The organism is Amycolatopsis sp. CA-161197, assembly GCF_050942255.1.
Lineage (GTDB): Bacteria > Actinomycetota > Actinomycetes > Mycobacteriales > Pseudonocardiaceae > Amycolatopsis.
Genome location: NZ_CP192059.1, coordinates 3,037,734 through 3,056,201, shown reverse-complemented (window position 1 = coordinate 3,056,201; position 18,468 = coordinate 3,037,734). Strand labels below are relative to the sequence as shown.

The following is an 18,468-nucleotide window of genomic DNA, read 5'->3' as shown; positions in this document are numbered from 1 at the left end:
ACCAGACCCCACCGACGGTCCCACCGCCAGAACTCCCCAATGCCGCTTTCGGTGCGCGCACCGCCCCCAATGTGGCGTTGGGTGCGCTCAACGCACCCAACGCGGCGCTCGGTGCGTACCGCCCCCAACACGGCGCTCGGTGCACCCAACGCAACGAACGCGGCGTTCGGCGCCCAACGCACCCAACGCGGCATTCGGTGCGCACCGCACCCAACGCGGCATTCGGTGCGTCGAACGCAACGAACGCCACATTGGGGTGCGCTGCGCAAGAGCGGCGCCGCAGCCGGAAAGCCGTGAAGGGCCCCGCGAAGGAATCCGATTCCTTCACAGGGCCCTTCACGAACGGCAGAACAGGCGGAAACTCAGGCACCCGCGAGCGAACGCAGCGCGTCGGCGCGTGCGGTGCTCTCCCAGGGCAGGTCGAGGTCCGTGCGGCCGAAGTGGCCGTACGCGGCGGTCGGCGCGTAGATCGGGCGCAGCAGGTCGAGGTCGCGGATGATCGCGGCCGGGCGGAGGTCGAAGACCTCGCTGATGGCGTCCTGGATCTTCGTCGGGTCGACCGTCTCGGTGCCGAACGTCTCCACGAACAGGCCCACCGGCGCGGCCTTGCCGATCGCGTAGGCCACCTGCACCTCGACGCGCCCGGCCAGCCCGGCGGCGACGACGTTCTTCGCCACCCAGCGCATCGCGTACGCGGCGGAGCGGTCGACCTTGGACGGGTCCTTGCCCGAGAAGGCGCCACCGCCGTGGCGGGCCATGCCGCCGTAGGTGTCGACGATGATCTTGCGGCCGGTCAGGCCGGCGTCGCCCATCGGGCCGCCGATCACGAAGCGGCCGGTCGGGTTGACCAGCAGGCGGGTGCCGGAGGTGTCGAGGCCCAGTTCGGCCAGCTCCGGCTCCACCACGTGCTGCTTCACGTCGACGCCGAGCATCTGCTCGAGGTCGATGCCGTCGGCGTGCTGCGTGGACACGACGACCGTGTCGAGGCGCACGGGCTGCTCACCCGCGTACTCGATGGTGACCTGGGTCTTGCCGTCCGGGCGCAGGTACGGCAGCACGCCGTCCTTGCGGACCGCGGTCAGCCGGCGCGACAGGCGGTGGGCCAGCGCGATCGGCAGCGGCATCAGCTCGGGCGTGTCCGAGCAGGCGTAGCCGAACATCAGGCCCTGGTCGCCGGCGCCCTGGCGGTTGATCTCGTCCTCGTCGGATTCCACGCGCGACTCGTACGCGGTGTCGACGCCCTGCGCGATGTCCGGCGACTGGGAGCCGATCGCCACGTTGACGCCGCACGAGTTGCCGTCGAAGCCCTTGGCCGACGAGTCGTAGCCGATCCGCAGGATCACGTCCCGCACGATCGTGGGGATGTCGGCGTAGGCCTCGGTGGTCACCTCACCGGCCACGTGCACCTGGCCCGTGGTGATGAGCGTCTCCACGGCGACCCGGCTGCGCGGGTCCTTGGTGAGCAGGCCGTCGAGGATCGAGTCGCTGATGGCGTCACAGATCTTGTCGGGATGGCCCTCGGTCACCGATTCCGACGTGAACAGCCTTTTGGTGGACGCAGTCACGACCTCGTCACTTCCCTCGGTTTCGGCTCGGTACCCGCGAACTTAGGTACCCCTTACACGGCCCTACATTACCCAGAAGGCCTAGTGCTGGAGTCGACGTTCGCGCAAGCTTGTTACAGCGTCCCACACTGTGGCCGCGAGCCGCGCCTTCGCGCCGAGCGGGATCGCCTGCTCGGTGCCGTCGGCGGCCAGCAGCCAGCCGGAGTTGTCCTCCGTGCCGAACGCCTTGCCGTCGCCCACCGCGTTGACCACCAGCAGGTCGGCACCCTTGCGCCGCAGCTTCGTGCGCGCGTGGTCCAGCACGCTGCCGTGCTCGTCGCCCGTCTCGGCGGCGAACCCGACCACCGTCTGGCCCTCGCGCCGGCCCTGGACCAGCTCGGCGAGGATGTCGGCGTTGCGGTCGAGGGTGATCACCGGGTCGGGCGAGTCATCGGACTTCTTGATCTTGTAGTCGGCCCGGGTCGCCGGCCGGAAGTCGGCGACGGCGGCGGCCATCACGACCACGTCGGCGTCCGCGGCGGCCGCGTGCACCGCCTTGCGCAGCTCCTCCGCGCTCGACACGCGCTCCACGCGCGCACCGGTGGGTTGGGGCAGCTCCACGGTGTGGGCGGCGATCAACGTCACGTCGGCACCGCGCTGGGCAGCCACGCGCGCGAGCGCGAAACCCTGCTTGCCCGACGAACGGTTGCCCAGGTAGCGGACGGGGTCCAGCGGCTCCCGCGTGCCGCCCGCGGAGACGACCACGCGCAGGCCCTCGAGGTCGCGCGGCAGCGCGCGGGGCTCGTCGAGGAGCAGGCGGGCCAGGTCCACGATCTCGGCCGGGTCGGCCAGCCGGCCCTTGCCGGTGTCGACGCCCGTGAGGCGGCCGGCGGCGGGCTCGGTCACGACCATGCCGCGCGACCGCAGCAATGCGACGTTGTCCTGCGTGGCCTGGTGCTCCCACATCTCCGTGTGCATCGCCGGGAAGAAGGCGACCGGGCACCGGGCGGTGAGCAGGGTCGTGGTGAGGAGGTCGTCGGCGATGCCGTGCGCGGCCTTGGCCAGCAGGTTGGCGGTCGCCGGGACGATCAGCACGAGGTCGGCTTCCTTGCCGACGCGCACGTGCTGCACCTCGGGCACCTCCGTGAACACCCCGGTGTGCACCGGGTGTCCCGAGAGGGCCTCGAAGGTGGCCGCGCCGACGAAGTTCAGCGCGGCCTCGGTGGGCACCACGCGGACGTCGTGCCCGGACTCGGTGAGGCCTCGCAGGACCTCACAGGCCTTGTAGGCGGCGATGCCGCCGCCCACGCCCAGGACGATCCTGGGCTTGGTGTCACTCACCCTCGGTGTGCTCGAGCAGGCCACCGTGGATCTCGCGCAGCGCGATCGACAGCGGCTTCTCGCGGGGGCCCGGCTCCACGAGGGGGCCGACGTACTCCAGCAGACCCTCGCCCAGCTGGGCGTAGTAGTCGTTGATCTGACGCGCGCGCTTGGCCGAGTAGATCACCAGCGCGTACTTCGAGGAGACCTTTTCGAGCAGGTCGTCGATCGGCGGGTTGGTGATGCCCTCGAGCTCTTCAAGCATCGCCTGTTGAACAGCCACTCGTGCTACTCCGTCTCGTCCAGGATATCGGCGGCAGAGGAATCGCCACCGGTAATCAAGTCTAGCAACCGCGCCGCGGCGGTCCCCACGTCGGCGTTCACGAGCCGGTGGTCGAACTCGCCCGCGGCCGCCAGTTCGCGTTCCGCCTCGGCGAGCCGGGCCTGCACGGCGGCCTCCGACTCGGTGCCGCGCCCGGTGAGCCTGCCGACCAGCTCGTCCCACGACGGCGGCATCAGCATCACCAGCCGGGCCTCCGGCATGGCCGCCCGGACCTGCCGCGCGCCCTGCAGTTCGATCTCCAGCACGGCGGGCCGGCCCTCGGCCAGGGCCCGCTCCACGGGCTCGCGCGGCGTGCCGTAGCAGTTGCCCGCGAACTCCGCCCACTCCAGCAGCCGCCCCTCGGCGACCATCCGGTCGAACTCCGCCCGCTCCACGAAGTGGTAGTGGCTCCCGTCGACCTCTCCGGGCCTCGGCTTCCGCGTCGTGACCGAAACGCTGAAGTAGATGTCCGGTTCGAGCTTGCGCAGCTCCCCCACCACGCTCGACTTCCCGACTCCGGAAGGCCCCGAGACGACGGTGAGCCGGTGGCGGGAGGTGTCCCCCGCCACCGGCTCACCGTCGCGGTCGGTGCCCCGGATCACCGGGTAGTCCTGACCGACGCCGCTCACTCTCCGCTGAACTCGGCCAGCAGCGCCTTGCGCTGCCGGTCGCCGAGCCCGCGGAGCCTGCGGCTGGGCGCGATCTCCAGTCGTTCCATGGTCTGCTGGGCACGAACCTTGCCGACGCCGGGGAGAGCCTCGAGCAGGGCCGAAACCTTCATCTTGCCGAGGACTTCGTTCTCCTCGGCCTGCTTCAGCACGTCGACCAGAGTGGTACCGCCCCGCTTCAGCCGCTCCTTCAGCTCAGCACGGATGCGGCGGGCGGCGGCGGCCTTCTCCAGCGCCGCAGCACGCTGTTCCTCTGTCAGCTGGGGAAGTGCCACGTTTTCCTCCGGTAGTTCTCAAATCTGGGTGGGTGACGCGACGGTACCCACCCTTGAGCAGGCGCCACAATGCGGGGGTGGCTGGTGGAGGCCGATTCCGGGGCCTGCTATTGGTCTTTTTCGGCTGTGTGGCCCAGCAGCGCGGCGACCCGCGCGACCTCGCGGCGCATGGCCTCGGGGTCCGGACCGTGGCGCAGCAGGTCGCGCGAAGACGCCGGCAGCACCCCCGGCAGACCGGGCCCGAAGACTGCCCTTAAGTCCGCCACAGTTGCCCCCTGGGCGCCGAAACCGGGCGCCAGCACCGGTCCGTTGAGCCGCGAAAGGTCCAGCTCACCGGGGCTGATCGTGGCTCCCACGACCACGCCGACGTCGCCGAGGGGCTCGGCACCGGCGTTGTGGTCCGCGGCCGCGTCGACGATGCTCTGGGCCACCGTGCGGCCGTCCGCGAGCCGCGCGCTCTGCAGCGCGTGGGCCTCCGGGTTCGACGTGCGCGCGAGCACGAACAAGCCGTTGCCCGCCGCCGTGGCGGCCACCACGGCGGGATCGAGCGCGCCGAACCCGAGATACGGCGAAACGGTGGCCGCGTCGGCCGTGAACGCGGCCTTGTCGGCCACATACGCGGCCGTGTAGGCCGCCATCGTGGAGCCGATGTCGCCGCGCTTCACGTCCAGCAGCACGAGCGCACCGGCGTCGTGGGCCGCGTCCACGACGCGTTCGAGCACCGCCACGCCGGGCGGGCCGAACGCCTCGAAGAACGCCGACTGCGGCTTCACGATCGCAGTGACGGCCGCCAGGGCCTCCGTGGCGGCCAGCGCGAACCGTTCCAGACCACTCACGTCCAGGGGCAGGCCCCACGACTCGATCAGGCCCGGATGCGGGTCGATCCCGGCGCACAGCGGCCCGCGGGCCGCCACCGCTCTCGCCAGGCGCGCGCCGAACCGCTCGGGCCCGCTCACGACGTGGCCTTCAGCGCCGCCTGGAGGCTCTGAAGGCTCCGCACCCCGATGTCACCCCGGATGAGCGCCTCGATGCCGTGCACGGCCGCCGCGGCGCCCTGCACGGTGGTGATGCACGGGATGTCGCGCGACACCGCCGCGGTGCGGATCTCGTAGCCGTCGATGCGCGGGCCGCTGTTGCCGTACGGCGTGTTGATGACCATCTCGACGCCGCCGGCGAGGATCACGTCCACGATGTTCGGCTCGGCTTCGGTCGAGCCTTCGTAGTGCTTGCGCACGACCGTGCAGTCGACTCCGTTGCGCCGCAACACTTCCGCGGTGCCCGAGGTCGCCAGGATCTCGAACCCGAGGTCCGCCAGCCGCTTCACCGGGAAGACCATCGAGCGCTTGTCGCGGTTGGCCACCGAGACGAACACGCGCCCGGACGTCGGCAGCGAGCCGTACGCGCCGCTCTGGGACTTCGCGAACGCCTTCCCGAAGGACACGTCCACGCCCATCACCTCGCCCGTGGACTTCATCTCCGGGCCCAGCAAGGAATCCACCCCGTGGCCCTCCGGCGTGCGGAAGCGGTGGAACGGCAGGACGGCCTCCTTGACCGCCACCGGCGAGTCGGCCGGCATCCGGCCGCCGTCGCCCTCGGCGGGCAGCACGCCCGAGGCGCGCAGGTCCTTGATCGTCGAGCCGGTCATGACCAGCGCCGCCGCCTTCGCGAGCGGCACCGCGGTGGCCTTCGAGACGAACGGCACCGTGCGCGAGGCACGCGGGTTCGCCTCCAGCACGTACAGCACGTCGTCCTTGAGCGCGTACTGCACGTTCAGCAGGCCGCGCACGCCGACACCGCGGGCGATCGCCTCGGTGGAGCGGCGCACCTCTTCGAGGTCAGTGGCGCCGAGCGTGATCGGCGGCAGCGCGCACGAGGAGTCGCCGGAGTGGATGCCGGCCTCCTCGATGTGCTCCATCACGCCGCCGAGGTAGAGCTCCTCGCCGTCGAACAGCGCGTCGACGTCGATCTCGATGGCGTCGTCGAGGAAGCGGTCGACGAGCACCGGGTGCTCGGGCGTGACCTCGGTGGCGCGGCGGATGTAGCCGGCGAGGGACTCCTCGTCGTAGACGATCTCCATGCCGCGCCCGCCGAGCACGTAGGACGGGCGCACGAGCACCGGGTAGCCGATCTCGTCGGCGATCCGCTTGGCGCCCTCGAACGACGTCGCCGTGCCGTACTTCGGCGCGGGCAGCCCGGCGTCGCCGAGCACCTCGCCGAACGCGCCGCGGTCCTCGGCCAGGTTGATGGCCTCCGGCGGCGTGCCGACCACCGGCACCCCGGCGTCGGCCAGGCGCTTCGCGAGACCCAGCGGGGTCTGGCCGCCGAGCTGCACGATCACGCCCGCGACGGTGCCCGACTGCTGCTCCGCGTGCACGACCTCGAGCACGTCCTCGAAGGACAGCGGCTCGAAGTACAGGCGGTCGGAGGTGTCGTAGTCGGTGGAGACGGTCTCGGGGTTGCAGTTGACCATCACGGCCTCGAACCCGGCCTCGCGCAGCGCGATCGCCGCGTGCACGCAGGAGTAGTCGAACTCGATGCCCTGCCCGATCCGGTTCGGGCCGGAGCCGAGGATGAGCACCTTCAGCTTGTCACCCTGCGCCACGACCTCCGACTGCGCCGCGGGATCGGTCTCGTAGGCCGAGTAGTGGTACGGCGTGTCCGCCTTGAACTCGGCCGCGCAGGTGTCCACGGTCTTGAACACCGGCCGCACGCCGAGGCGGTGGCGCAGCGAGCGCACGCCGTCCTCCCCCGCCAGTTCGGGGCGCAGCGCGGCGATCTGGCGGTCGGACAGGCCCGTGCGCTTGGCGCGGCGCAGCAGCTCGCCGTCGAGCACCGGCGCGTCGCGCACCTCGGAACCGACCTCGCCGATCAGCGCGATCTGGTCCACGAACCACGGGTCGATGCCGCTGGCCTCGTGCACCTGCTCGACGGTGGCGCCCAGGCGCAGCGCCCGCTCCACCTCGTACAGCCGGCCCTCGTGCGGCACGCGCAGGGCGTCCAAAGTGGACTCCATGGTCGCGCCCTCGGGGTCCGGCAGGGTCCAGAACCCGGTCGCCTTGGTCTCGATCGACCGCATGGCCTTGCCGAGCGCCTCGGGGAAGCTGCGGCCGAAGGACATCGCCTCGCCGACGCTCTTCATCGTCGTCGTGAGCGTCGGGTCCGCGCCCGGGAACTTCTCGAACGCGAAGCGCGGGATCTTCACCACGACGTAGTCCAGCGTCGGCTCGAAGGCCGCCGGGGTCTCGCCGGTGATGTCGTTCTGGATCTCGTCGAGCGTGTAGCCGATGGCGAGCTTCGCGGCGATCTTGGCGATCGGGAACCCGGTGGCCTTCGACGCGAGCGCCGAGGAACGCGATACACGCGGGTTCATCTCGATCACGACCATGCGCCCGTCGTCGGGGTTGATCGCGAACTGGATGTTGCAGCCACCGGTGTCCACGCCGACCTCGCGCAGCACGGCGATGCCGACGTCGCGCATCACCTGGTACTCGCGGTCGGTGAGCGTCATCGTGGGCGCGACGGTGACGGAGTCGCCCGTGTGGACGCCCATCGCGTCGACGTTCTCGATCGAGCAGACGACCACGACGTTGTCGTGCTTGTCGCGCATCAGCTCGAGCTCGTACTCCTTCCAGCCGAGCACGCTCTCCTCGATGAGCACCTCGGTGACCGGCGACTCGCTCAGGCCGGTGGACGCCAGGCGCTCCAGCTCCTCGGGCGTGTAGGCCAGGCCGGAGCCCAGGCCGCCCATGGTGAACGACGGCCGGATCACCACCGGCAGGCCGAGCTCGGCGACCGTGGCGCGCACGTCCTCCATCGTGTTGCAGACGCGGCTGCGCGGGACCTCGGCGCCGATCGTGCGCACGATGTCCTTGAACTTCTGCCGGTCCTCGCCGCGCTGGATGGCGTCGATGTCGGCGCCGATCAGCTCCACGCCGTACTTCTCGAGCACGCCGCGCTCGTGCAGCGCGACCGCGCAGTTGAGCGCGGTCTGGCCACCGAGGGTCGCGAGGATCGCGTCCGGCCGCTCCACCGCGATGACCTTCTCCACGAAGTCCGGCGTGACCGGTTCGATGTAGGTGGCGTCGGCGAACTCGGGGTCGGTCATGATGGTGGCCGGGTTCGAGTTCACCAGGCTCACGCGCAGGCCCTCGGCCCGCAGCACCCGGCAGGCCTGCGTGCCCGAGTAGTCGAACTCGGCGGCCTGCCCGATCACGATCGGCCCGGAGCCGATCACCAGCACGTGCTGGATGTCCGTCCTCTTCGGCATCAGGCCTTCTTCTCCATCAACTCAACGAACTCGTCGAACAGGGGCGCCGCGTCGTGCGGTCCGGCCGCGGCTTCGGGGTGGTACTGCACCGAGAACGCCGGCACGTCGAAGGCGCGCACGCCCTCGACGGTGTCGTCGTTGGGGCAGTAGTGGCTGATCTGCGCCGCGCCGTAGGGCGACTCGAACCGCTGGCCGGGCTCGCCTTCGAGCGCGAAGCCGTGGTTCTGCGCCGTGATCGCGACACGGCCGGTGGCCACGTCGATCACCGGGATGTTGATGCCGCGGTGGCCGTAGCGCATCTTGTAGGTGCCCAGCCCCAGCGCGCGGCCGAGGATCTGGTTGCCGAAGCAGATGCCGAACAGCGGGATCTCGCGCTCCAGCACGGCCTTCGTCAGCGCGGTGGCGTGCGTGGTGGTCGCGGGGTCGCCCGGGCCGTTGGAGAGGAAGACGCCGTCGGCCTCGACCGCGAGCAGCTCCTCGACCGTGGTCGCGGCGGGCAGCACGTGGACCTCGATGCCCCGCTGCGTCATCAGGCGCGGGGTGTTGGACTTGATGCCCAGGTCGAGCGCGGCGACGCGGAACCGCCGTTCGCCCTGCGCCTCGACGACGTAGGGCTTGTCCGTGGAGACCTCGCCCGCGAGGTCGGCGCCCTTCATCTGCGGGCTCGCCAGGACCTCGGCCACCATCTGCTCGTCGCTGCCCAGCGCGTCGCCGGAGAACACGCCGGCGCGCATCGCGCCCTGCTCGCGCAGGTGGCGGGTGAGCGTGCGCGTGTCGACCTCGGAGATGCCGACGATGCCCTGGCGGGCCAGCTCTTCGTCGAGGCCGCGCTTGCTGCGCCAGTTGGACGGCGTGCGGGCCGGGTCGCGGACCACGTAACCCGAGACCCAGATGCGGGCCGATTCGTCGTCCTCGTCGTTCCAGCCGGTGTTGCCGATCTGCGGCGCGGTCTGCACCACGATCTGCCGGTGGTAGGACGGGTCGGTCAGCGTCTCCTGGTAGCCGGTCATGCCGGTGCAGAACACCGCCTCGCCGAGCGTCCGCCCGCGCGCGCCGTAGGCCGCGCCGCGGAAGACCCGGCCGTCCTCCAGAACCAGGGCGGCGGGGACGCGGGTGCCGTTCGCGGTGCTCACTGGGCACCTCCCTTGATGTCGTGATCCGAGTTGTCGGGGGAAAGCTGGTCGATCCACTGTGGATAGTCGTCGAGGTCGTCGCCGCGGAAGCCGGTGTCCAGGTCCGCGTCTCCCAGGCGCCAGGTGACGACGAGCAGCGCGTCGGTGCCCATCACCTTCCCGGCGATCTTCGAGTCGCGGCGGATCCCGGTGACCGCGTCGCGCGGGATCCAGAAGTCGGGCGCACCACCGCGTTCCACCGCGATGCCGCCCGGGTGCAGGCGCCAGACCGCGCCGGTGCGCAGCCCCGCGCCCCGGGTGACGACCCGGTCCTGCCAGTTGCCCGCGGTGGTGGTGCTGACGTAGAGCCCGGTCGACTCCAGCAGGATCTCACCGGGTTCCCCGGGAATTCCCGGGAACGGCGGCACCTGCGCGCTCTGCGAGCGCGACTTGCGCCGCCAGCCCACCCACATGCCCCACAGGCACAGGAGGAAGAAGACGACGATCCCCAGTGTGAGGAGGAACCGGTCCATCAGCAGATCTTCCCTTCGCGCGCGGTGATCCGCCCGCGCAGCACGGTGGCCGTCACCACGGCGGGCAGCCGCATTCCCTCGTACGGGGTGTTCGCGGAGATGCTGGCGAGCTCCGCGCCACGCACCGTCCACTCCGCACCCGGGTCCACGAGGGTCAGGTTCGCGGGTTCGCCGACCTCGAGCGGGCGGCCGTGGTCGGGCAGGTTGCCGATCGCGGCGGGCCGCTCGCTCATCACGCGGGCGACGCCGCGCCAGTCGAGCAGGCCCGGCTCCACCATCGCGCGGACGACGACCGACAGCGCGGTCTGCAGGCCCAGCATGCCCGGGCGCGCAGCGCTCCACTCCGTGTCCTTGTCCTGCACGGCGTGCGGCGCGTGGTCGGTGGCGACGCAGTCGATCACGCCCTCGGCCAGCGCCGCGCGCAGCTTCTCGACGTCGCCGCCCGTGCGCAGCGGTGGGTTCACCTTGTTGACCGGGTCGTAGGTCTCGAGGCGCTCGTCGGTGAGCAGCAGGTGGTGCGGCGTGACCTCCGCCGACACCTTGGTGCCGCGGTCCTTCGCCCACTTCAGCACGTCGACGGTGCCCGAAGTGGACACGTGGCAGACGTGCAGCCGCGCCTTCGCGTGCAGCGCGAGCAGGCAGTCGCGCGCGACGATCGACTCCTCGGCCGAAGCCGGCCAGCCCGGGTAGCCCAGGCGCGCGGAGTTCTCGCCCTCGTTGGCCTGCGCGCCGACCGTGAGCCGCGGCTCCTCGGCGTGCTGGGCGATCACGGCGTCGAGCGCGGTCGAGTATTCGAGCGCACGGCGCATCAGCAGCGGGTCGGCCACGCACACGCCGTCGTCGGAGAACACGCGCACGGCGGCGGTGCCCTTGGCCATCGTGCCGAGCTCGGCGAGCTTCTCGCCCTTGAGCCCCACCGTGACGGCGCCGACCGGGTGCACGTCGACCAGCCCGGCCTCCTGCCCGCGGCGCCACACGTGGTCGGTCACGAGCGCGTTGTCGGCCACCGGGTCGGTGTTGGCCATGGCGAACACGGCCGTGTAGCCGCCCAGCGCCGCGGCGGCCGAGCCGGTCTCGATCGTCTCGGTGTCCTCGCGGCCGGGCTCGCGCAGGTGGGTGTGCAGGTCGACGAACCCGGGCAGCAGCACCTGTCCCCCGGCGTCGAGGACCTCGGCGTCTTCCGGGACCTCGACGGCACCGATCGCGGTGATCACGCCGTCCTCGACGAGGACGTCCACCGGTTCGCCCTCCCCGTACGGACGGGCGCCCTTGATCACGAGGCTCACGCAGCGGCTCCTGTGTCTTGCGGGACACCCGCACCCGGTCGGCAACCGCGACCGGTAAGGCATCGATTGTCAGTCACGGTTGCCTCCTTCACTGGCCAGCAAGTGGTAGAGGACCGCCATGCGCACGTGGACGCCGTTGCGGACCTGTTCGGTGATGGCCGACGCCGGGGAGTCGGCGACCGCCGAGGCGATCTCCATCCCGCGCAGCATCGGACCGGGGTGCAGCACCACGGCGTGGTCCGGCAGCAGCCGCTGGCGCCGCTCGGACAGGCCGTAGGAGATCGAGTACTCGCGTGAGGACGGGAAGAACCCGCCGTGCATGCGTTCCGCCTGGACGCGCAGCATCATCACGGCGTCGACGGCCGGCAGTTCGGCGTCGAGGTCGTGCGAGACCGTGACCGGCAGCGTCTCCACGCCGACCGGCAGCAGCGTCGGCGGTGCGACGAGCACTACCTCCGCGCCGAGGGTGCTCAGCAGGTGGATGTTCGACCGGGCGACGCGGCTGTGCAGCACGTCGCCGACGATCGCCACCCGGCGGTCCTTCAGCGACCCGAGCCGTTCGCGCAGGGTCGCCGCGTCGAGCAGCGCTTGCGTGGGGTGCTCGTGGGTGCCGTCGCCCGCGTTGACCACTGCGGTGCCGGCCTCGGCGAGCCAGCCCGACAGCCGGTGCGCGGCGCCCGAGGCGGGGTGCCGGACGATCACGCAGTCGGCACCCGCGGCGGCGAGCGTCAGCGCGGTGTCCCGCAGCGACTCGCCCTTGTTCACCGAGGAGCTCGACGCCGAGACGTTGATCACGTCGGCGCTCATCCACTTTCCGGCGATCTCGAACGACACGCGCGTGCGGGTGGAGTTCTCGTAGAACAGGGTGATCACCGTGCGGCCGCGCAGCGTCGGCAGCTTGCGGACCTCCCGGCCGAGCAGCGTGTGCTTCAGCTCGTCGGCGGTGTCGAGGACGGCCGTGGCGGTGTCGGCGTCCAGACCGTCGGTGGCGAGCAGGTGCTTCACCGGGACTCTCCTTCCGGCGCACGGAGCAGGACCGCGTCGCGCCCGTCCGTTTCGGACAACAGCACGGACACGCCCTCGGCCCGCGCGGTGGGCACGTTCTTGCCGACGTAGTCGGCGCGGATCGGCAGCTCGCGGTGGCCGCGGTCGACGAGCACGGCCAGCTGCACGGCGCGCGGGCGGCCGTGGTCGCGCAGGGCGTCGAGCGCGGCGCGGATGGTGCGGCCGGAGAACAGCACGTCGTCGACCAGGATCACCACCCGGTCGTCGATGCCGCCGGGCGGCAGCTGCGTCTGCTCCAGCGCGCGCGGCGGGCGGCGGCGCAGGTCGTCGCGGTACAGGGTGACGTCGAGGGCCCCCGTCGGGGGGACGACCCCGGAGAACTCGCCGATCTTCCCGGCGAGCCGGGTGGCCAGCGGAGTACCGCGGGTGGGGATGCCCAGCAGCACCGGCGGGGCTTGATCACCGGGTGAGCCGGGGTCACCGGAAGCGCTCGCACCGAGTGCGGTCTTCTCGATGACCTGATGGGCCATCCGGGCTATCGTGCGCGCGACATCGCCGGCCGAAAGAAGCTCGCGCTCCCCGGCCGGTTCCGCCGCGCCACGCGGACGTGACGACAAGGCGGACCTCCTTCCCCGCCTCTCTGGACGGGTCCTTAAAGGACGTCGACTCCCAGCTCGTGCGGGGAAATCGCACCGACAGTAGCAGGAGCGGTCAATCAGCCTTCCGGGTGGTGTGCCCACGTCCGCGACCAGGTACGGAGACCTACTGCTTGACCTGGTGACAACTATGCGTAACCATTACTCTGAGTATTCGACTCGAGGAGTCCCCTGACCGGTCACCCCGACCGGCGTGGGGGTGAGGAAACGGAGAACCACCAGATGGGCGATTACGCCAAGGCGCTCGGGGCCAAGCTCCGCGGGATCCGCCAGCAGCAGGGCCTCTCCCTGCACGGGGTCGAGCAGAAGTCGGGCGGCCGCTGGAAGGCCGTCGTCGTCGGCTCGTACGAGCGTGGCGACCGCGCCGTCACCGTCCAGAAGCTGGCCGAGCTGGCCGACTTCTACGGTGTACCGGTGGTCGAACTGCTGCCGGAGGGCCGTGTGCCCTCGGGTGCCGAGCCCGCCACGAAGATCGTGATCAACCTCGAGCGGCTCCAGCAGCTGCCCGCGGAGAAGGTCGGCCCGCTCGCGCGGTACGCGGCCACGATCCAGAGCCAGCGCGGCGACTACAACGGCAAGGTGCTCTCCATCCGCACCGAGGACCTGCGCTCGCTCGCGATCATCTACGACATGACCCCCGGTGAGCTCACCGAACAGCTCATCGACTGGGGTGTCCTGCCGCCCGAGGCCCGTCCGTCCAAAGAAGACTGATGGGCGGCGGTTGCCCGACGCGGTGGGTGTTTTCGGCGGGGCACCGGAAACACCCACCGAGCTTCGGACACCGCCGGACCGGCTGCGGACGGTGATCAACATCGCTCCGGCCGTCCCCTCGCACCCGCGTCCGCCGTTCCGGCACGTGACCCGTTCGGGCTAGCGCTTCCGATTTGCGGTGACGGTGAACCCGGTTCACCGGGCGACGCCCGGGCGGGCCCGAGCACGGCCCCGAACCGGCCGGAGAACGCTGGGTGTGACGAAGACCTCTTCCGGACCCCACTCGTGAGGCTTCCTGGGGGCACCAGCACAACGCCGAAGGCCGCGGCTCCTTCACGGAGCTCGCGGCCTTCGGCGGTTTTCGCTTGTTTTCGGCTGTCTTCGAGACTGCGGCCGTCAGCGGGTCAGAGCACGGCCCGCAGGCGGTCGGCGATCGTCCCGATGCGCCCGAGCACGCCGTTGACGAACCGCGGCGAGTCGTCGGTCGAGAGCTCCTTCGCCAGTCCCACGGCCTCGTCGATTGCGACGGGGTCGGGCACGTCGGAAGACCAGAGCATCTCGTAGACGCCCACGCGCAGGACCGCCAGGTCGACCGGCGGCATGCGGTCCAGGGTCCAGCCCTGCGCGTGCTCGGCCAGCAGCTCGTCGACCTGCTCGCGGTGGGTCGTGACGCCCTCCACGACGGTGATCGTGTAGTCGGCGACCGGGTCGACGTCGGTGGACCCGACCCGGTCGGCCAGCAGCGTGACCGGGTCGGTGCCGCGTTGCGACGCTTCGTACAGCATCTCGACGGCACGCCGGCGGGCCTGCCGCCTGCTGATCGCACCGCCGCGGTTCGGGTGCGGCTTCTGTTTGTCCGCCATCAGCCGGAGACGCGGCCGAGGTACCGGCCGTCACGCGTGTCGACCTTGATCTTCTCGCCGGTCGAGACGAACAGCGGCACCTGGATCTCGGCGCCGGTCTCGAGCGTCGCCGGCTTGGTGCCACCGGTGGAGCGGTCGCCCTGCAGGCCGGGGTCGGTGTGCTGGATGAGGATCTCGACCGAGGTCGGGAGCTCGACGTACAGCGGCTCGTTCTCGTGCACCGCGACCTGGACCTCGGTGTTCTCGAGCATGTAGTTGGCGTTGTCCGACACGACCTCGGCCGGAACCGTGATCTGGTCGTAGGTGTCGCCGTCCATGAACACGAAGTCCTGGCCGTCCTTGTACAGGTAGGTCATGTTCCGGCGGTCCACGGTGGCCGTTTCGACCTTCGTGCCGGCGTTGAAGGTCTTGTCGACGACCTTCCCCGTCAGCACGTGCTTGAGCGTGGTGCGCACGAAGGCGCCGCCCTTGCCCGGCTTGACGTGCTGGAACGCGGTGACGGTCCAGAGCTGGCCCTCGAGGTTGAGGACGAGCCCGTTCTTCAGGTCGTTGGTGGTGGCCACGAGCTTTCGGTCTCCTGTGTCGATCTCTTCGTCCGCGGCCCGTCTCAGACGGCCACGAGGTCCTTGGTGCTCAGGGTGAGGAGTTCGGGCCCGGAGTCCCGCACGACGAGCGTGTCCTCGATGCGCACGCCACCGCGCCCCGCGAGGTAGACGCCGGGCTCGACGGTGACCGCCATACCGGCGGACAGTGTACCGACGCCCGTGGTAGCGAGGCTGGGCGCCTCGTGCACCTCGAGCCCGACGCCGTGGCCGAGGCCGTGCGCGAACTCCTCCGCGCGGCCCGCCTCGGCGATCACGGAGCGGGCCGCGGCGTCCACTTCGGACACGTCGGCGCCCGGGAACACCGCCGCCGTACCGGCCGCCTGGGCGCGGTGGACCAGGTCGTAGAGCTCGCGCTGCCAGTCGGCGGCCTTGCCGAGCACGAACGTGCGGGTCATGTCGGAGTGGTAGCCGTCGACCGTCGCGCCGAAGTCGAGCTTCACGAAGTCGCCTTCGCGCAGCTCGGCTCCAGTGGGCTGGTGGTGCGGGATCGCCGAGTTGGGCCCGGCGGCCACGATCGTGGCGAAGGACGGCTCCGACGAGCCGTGCTCCAGCATGCGATTCTCCAGGTCGCGCGCCACTTCCAGCTCGGTGCGCCCGGCGCGCAGGCCGCCGGCCGCCACCAGGTCGGCGAGCGCGCGGTCGGCCGCCGCGCAGGCCGAGCGCAGGGCCGCGACCTCGACCTCGTCCTTCACCGCGCGCAGCTGCTCGATCAGCCCGGGCGTGCGGACCAGCGTCACCTTGTCGAAGCACACCTTGAGCACCTCGTGGTCTTCCACGCTCACGTGCTGGCTCTCGAACCCGGTACGCCCGTAGGTCGAGTGGGCGCGGGCCGCGAAATCGGCGAGCACGCGGTCGCTGGCGCGGCCCATCACGCGTTCGAGGTCGGGCACCTCGGACGCCGACTGGGTCGTGTAGCGGCCGTCGGTGCAGAACACGGTCTGCGCCTCTCCGCCGGCGTGCACGAGCAGCGCGGCGTTCGACCCGGTGAACCCGGTGAGGTAGCGGATGTTGAGCAGGTCGGTGACCAGCAGCGCGTCGACCCCGGACTCGGTGATCAGGGACCGCAGCGCGCCGCGACGGTGAGCATGGGTTTCAGGCACCCGGCCAGCTTAGCCACGCGGATCGCCCGGTCCGGGGACGCTCGCGGTGGTCGCGGACCGCAGCCGGCCGGGCACGCGGGGCCGCTGATCCGGACGGACCACACGGCGTTCACCCGGTGGCACCTACACTCCGTCCATGCTGGGTGCCTGGTTGACTCGCGGGCTGGTCATGGCCGTCGTCCACGCCGCCGCCATGACGCTGCTCGCCAAGTGGTCCGTGTTCCACCCGACCGACCAGACGGTGATCACGTCCGTCACCCTCGCCGTGCTGGTGGGCGTCGCGGCGCTGTGGAGCGCGATCGACGGCTGGCGCGGCAAGCCGGACCGCGGCCGGGCCTGGTTCATCGCCTCGCTGGTGGCCGGCGTCGTCTCCGGCATCCTGTACGTGATCGGCCGCGCGGTGTTCGTCGACCAGACCGGAACCTCCGAGCTGGGCGCGGCGCTCACGGGAGGCGCGGCGTTCTCGGCGCTGCTGGTGCTGGTGCCGGCCGGGCTGGGGCTGTTCGTCGGCTCGCGCGTGCGGCGGCCCGCACCCGTGGACGAGGAGCCGGAGCCCGAGGAGTACGACGACAACGATGGTTCGGGCAGCCAGTCGGGTCAGCTGGAGCTGCCGGAACCCGAGGCCGAGCCGGCCGGCGCGCCGCGGCCGAAGCCGTCGCCCGTCAGCCGCCCAGCGGGAGCCCGGGGGCGTAGGCGTCCCACTGTCGCGGGTCGATCTCCGTCACCTCGGCCCCGTTGAGACCCACGATCGTGGTGTCGGGCAGGCCGTAGAGCTCGTTGCCGAGCACCACGCCGTACCCGAGGCCGTACGAGTGGACCACGTTCGTGCCCGACTTCAGCGTCGCCTTCACCGGCAGCCCGGCGACGGGCGCGAGCGGCCGGTCCACGACCTCGCCCGCGAGGGCGGCGGCGACCGAGCGGCGGTCGACGCGGATGCGCACGCCGCGGCGGAACAGGTCCATCCGGCGGTCCGGTGACGGCATCGCGACGCCGTCGAACGTCGTGGTCACGCGATCGGGGCTCGAACAGCCGCCGGCGCCCTGGACGTCGAGCCCGAAGTGCTTCAGGCCCGTCGGCGCGCCCGCGGAACCGATCTCCGTCGCGCGCACGACGTCGAACGAGACGGTGTCGCACGGGTCGGTGACCGACGTCGGGGCGTGGCCGTCCGGGCGCCGGACGAGGCCGGGCCCTTCCTTCCACGCGCCGGGGATCACCAGCGGTGTGTAGGGCTGGAGCGTGAAGTCCTTGTCCCAGAAGGTGAGCGAGGTGCCCGCCGCGGTCTCGTGGGCGATCACGAACGCGTCGAGCGCGCCGACCCATTCGAGGTCGGCACTGAAGCCGTCGACTACCGAGCGCTCACGTGGTGCCGAGGTGCTCGATACGGGTGCGAAACCCTGCTCCCCCAACGCTTCCACGCCGCTGCGGAACGCCGGGTCGTGGGAGCGGATCACGAACTGGCCGGCGCCGTTCCAGCCGGCGGCGCGGCCGGTGGTGTCGGTGAACATGAGGTAGTACCAGCCGTCGAGGAACACGACCGAGGGCTGGCCGGCGCCGTAGACGTTGTCGCGGTGCACGTCGTGCGAAGGCCCGAGGATCGGTTTCCCGCCCGCCGCGCGGGTCCAGTGGATGCCGTCGGCGCTCGTCGCGAGGCCGATGGCGTTGCCGAGCGCGTGGTCGCCCGCCGCGCCGGTGTAGTACAGGTAGTAGGTGCCGCCGACGCGCAGCACGGACGGGTCGCACGTGTGCACGCCGTCGAACGCGCCGGGTGAACCGGACAGGACCGCGATCGGCGCGCCGCCACCCGGTCCGGTGAAGGGACCGTCGGCCGAAGGCGCTTCGGCGTAGAGGATGTCGTCGCCGGGCGGCGCCGCGCTGCCGTACTGGCTGCACCACCACAGGCGGGTCTTGCCGTTTTCGACCATCGCGGTGGGGCCGTAGTTGTAGACCGCGTCGGCAGCGCCGGCGGCGACCACTCCGTTGCTCTGACGACCTTTCGCGGTCTCCAGCGGGACGTTCGCCACGCGCGGGGGTTTGGCCGGAGCCGGCTTGCCGCCCGCGATGCCGCCGTGGCCGGGACCGTCGGCCTGGGTCTGCGCGTAGCTGTCGCTGCAGCCCGCCACCACGACCCCCGACAACGCCAGGGCGAAGAGGGCTCGCGCGGGTCGCCGAACCCCGCCACGAAACGGGTGCATGATGGCCGA

At 71.3% G+C, this 18,468-nt stretch carries 18 protein-coding genes; 2 read left to right on the top strand and 16 right to left on the bottom strand.

Annotation, left to right across the window (positions count from 1 at the left end; all coding sequences use genetic code 11):
- Window positions 1–362 precede the first annotated feature (362 nt).
- From metK to pyrR, 12 genes are all read right to left on the bottom strand, one after another.
- A complete protein-coding gene (gene metK / locus ACQPXB_RS14675) occupies window positions 363–1,565 on the bottom strand; it encodes a methionine adenosyltransferase (RefSeq protein ID WP_360596632.1) in 1,203 nt (400 codons plus the stop codon).
- 81 nt (window positions 1,566–1,646) lie between these two features.
- On the bottom strand, window positions 1,647–2,885 hold the full coding sequence (gene coaBC / locus ACQPXB_RS14670) for a bifunctional phosphopantothenoylcysteine decarboxylase/phosphopantothenate--cysteine ligase CoaBC (RefSeq protein ID WP_432852248.1): 1,239 nt from the start codon (window positions 2,883–2,885) through the stop codon (window positions 1,647–1,649).
- The gene (gene rpoZ / locus ACQPXB_RS14665; protein ID WP_220247522.1) at window positions 2,878–3,129 is read right to left on the bottom strand and encodes a DNA-directed RNA polymerase subunit omega; all 252 of its coding nucleotides are present in this window, start codon (window positions 3,127–3,129) and stop codon (window positions 2,878–2,880) included. The genes coaBC and rpoZ overlap by 8 nt, the downstream gene beginning before the upstream one ends.
- A gap of 23 nt (window positions 3,130–3,152) precedes the next feature.
- A complete protein-coding gene (gene gmk / locus ACQPXB_RS14660) occupies window positions 3,153–3,815 on the bottom strand; it encodes a guanylate kinase (RefSeq protein ID WP_366583252.1) in 663 nt (220 codons plus the stop codon).
- Window positions 3,812–4,129: an integration host factor, actinobacterial type gene (mihF, locus tag ACQPXB_RS14655; RefSeq protein WP_003096398.1), complete on the bottom strand. Its 318-nt coding sequence runs from the start codon at window positions 4,127–4,129 to the stop codon at window positions 3,812–3,814. Before mihF ends, gmk begins: the two co-directional genes overlap by 4 nt.
- A gap of 107 nt (window positions 4,130–4,236) precedes the next feature.
- Window positions 4,237–5,085 (bottom strand): orotidine-5'-phosphate decarboxylase, encoded by an 849-nt coding sequence (gene pyrF / locus ACQPXB_RS14650; protein ID WP_366583251.1) that lies wholly within the window; start codon window positions 5,083–5,085, stop codon window positions 4,237–4,239.
- A complete protein-coding gene (gene carB / locus ACQPXB_RS14645) occupies window positions 5,082–8,396 on the bottom strand; it encodes a carbamoyl-phosphate synthase large subunit (RefSeq protein WP_432852243.1) in 3,315 nt (1,104 codons plus the stop codon). Before carB ends, pyrF begins: the two co-directional genes overlap by 4 nt.
- Window positions 8,396–9,529, bottom strand: coding sequence for a glutamine-hydrolyzing carbamoyl-phosphate synthase small subunit (gene carA, locus ACQPXB_RS14640; protein WP_432852240.1), 1,134 nt, complete (start codon window positions 9,527–9,529; stop codon window positions 8,396–8,398). The genes carB and carA overlap by 1 nt, the downstream gene beginning before the upstream one ends.
- A complete protein-coding gene (locus tag ACQPXB_RS14635; RefSeq protein WP_366583248.1) occupies window positions 9,526–10,041 on the bottom strand; it encodes a transporter in 516 nt (171 codons plus the stop codon). Before ACQPXB_RS14635 ends, carA begins: the two co-directional genes overlap by 4 nt.
- Window positions 10,041–11,327, bottom strand: a complete 1,287-nt coding sequence (locus tag ACQPXB_RS14630; protein WP_366583247.1) for a dihydroorotase — start codon at window positions 11,325–11,327, stop codon at window positions 10,041–10,043. Before ACQPXB_RS14630 ends, ACQPXB_RS14635 begins: the two co-directional genes overlap by 1 nt.
- Window positions 11,328–11,396: 69 nt before the next feature.
- A complete protein-coding gene (locus ACQPXB_RS14625) occupies window positions 11,397–12,332 on the bottom strand; it encodes an aspartate carbamoyltransferase catalytic subunit (protein ID WP_366583246.1) in 936 nt (311 codons plus the stop codon).
- Window positions 12,329–12,949, bottom strand: a complete 621-nt coding sequence (pyrR, locus tag ACQPXB_RS14620; RefSeq protein ID WP_366583245.1) for a bifunctional pyr operon transcriptional regulator/uracil phosphoribosyltransferase PyrR — start codon at window positions 12,947–12,949, stop codon at window positions 12,329–12,331. The genes ACQPXB_RS14625 and pyrR overlap by 4 nt, the downstream gene beginning before the upstream one ends.
- A 261-nt stretch (window positions 12,950–13,210) precedes the next feature.
- Here pyrR and bldD point away from each other — a divergent pair, with 261 nt between their 5' ends.
- The gene (gene bldD, locus ACQPXB_RS14615) at window positions 13,211–13,699 is read left to right on the top strand and encodes a transcriptional regulator BldD (RefSeq protein ID WP_003096372.1); all 489 of its coding nucleotides are present in this window, start codon (window positions 13,211–13,213) and stop codon (window positions 13,697–13,699) included.
- A gap of 404 nt (window positions 13,700–14,103) precedes the next feature.
- Here the strand turns inward: bldD and nusB are convergent, their stop codons facing one another.
- From nusB to ACQPXB_RS14600, 3 genes are read right to left on the bottom strand one after another with little or no spacing between them, the layout of a single operon-like run.
- Complete coding sequence (gene nusB, locus ACQPXB_RS14610) at window positions 14,104–14,562, bottom strand: transcription antitermination factor NusB (RefSeq protein WP_366583244.1); 459 nt, start codon at window positions 14,560–14,562, stop codon at window positions 14,104–14,106.
- A complete protein-coding gene (gene efp / locus ACQPXB_RS14605) occupies window positions 14,562–15,125 on the bottom strand; it encodes an elongation factor P (RefSeq protein WP_360596650.1) in 564 nt (187 codons plus the stop codon). Before efp ends, nusB begins: the two co-directional genes overlap by 1 nt.
- 44 nt (window positions 15,126–15,169) lie before the next feature.
- On the bottom strand, window positions 15,170–16,267 hold the full coding sequence (locus ACQPXB_RS14600; RefSeq protein WP_432852227.1) for a M24 family metallopeptidase: 1,098 nt from the start codon (window positions 16,265–16,267) through the stop codon (window positions 15,170–15,172).
- A 136-nt stretch (window positions 16,268–16,403) separates the two neighbouring features.
- Between ACQPXB_RS14600 and ACQPXB_RS14595 the strand changes: the two genes are divergently transcribed.
- Window positions 16,404–17,006 (top strand): B-4DMT family transporter, encoded by a 603-nt coding sequence (locus ACQPXB_RS14595; protein ID WP_432852224.1) that lies wholly within the window; start codon window positions 16,404–16,406, stop codon window positions 17,004–17,006.
- On the opposite strand, the gene ACQPXB_RS14590 is transcribed toward ACQPXB_RS14595, so the two are convergent.
- The gene (locus tag ACQPXB_RS14590; protein WP_432852221.1) at window positions 16,930–18,459 is read right to left on the bottom strand and encodes a beta-xylosidase; all 1,530 of its coding nucleotides are present in this window, start codon (window positions 18,457–18,459) and stop codon (window positions 16,930–16,932) included. The two genes, ACQPXB_RS14595 and ACQPXB_RS14590, sit on opposite strands and share 77 nt — an antisense overlap.
- Between the last annotated feature and the right edge of the window lie 9 nt (window positions 18,460–18,468).

What these genes read in the sequence shown, in the direction of transcription:
- bldD (WP_003096372.1), top strand. Translation starts at nt 13,211, where the DNA reads ATGGGCGATTACGCCAAGGCGCTCGGGGCCAAGCTCCGCGGGATCCGC.
- ACQPXB_RS14635 (WP_366583248.1), bottom strand. Translation starts at nt 10,041, where the DNA reads ATGGACCGGTTCCTCCTCACACTGGGGATCGTCGTCTTCTTCCTCCTG.
- rpoZ (WP_220247522.1), bottom strand. Translation starts at nt 3,129, where the DNA reads ATGCTTGAAGAGCTCGAGGGCATCACCAACCCGCCGATCGACGACCTG.
- carB (WP_432852243.1), bottom strand. Translation starts at nt 8,396, where the DNA reads ATGCCGAAGAGGACGGACATCCAGCACGTGCTGGTGATCGGCTCCGGG.
- ACQPXB_RS14590 (WP_432852221.1), bottom strand. Translation starts at nt 18,459, where the DNA reads ATGCACCCGTTTCGTGGCGGGGTTCGGCGACCCGCGCGAGCCCTCTTC.
- ACQPXB_RS14595 (WP_432852224.1), top strand. Translation starts at nt 16,404, where the DNA reads ATGCTGGGTGCCTGGTTGACTCGCGGGCTGGTCATGGCCGTCGTCCAC.
- nusB (WP_366583244.1), bottom strand. Translation starts at nt 14,562, where the DNA reads ATGGCGGACAAACAGAAGCCGCACCCGAACCGCGGCGGTGCGATCAGC.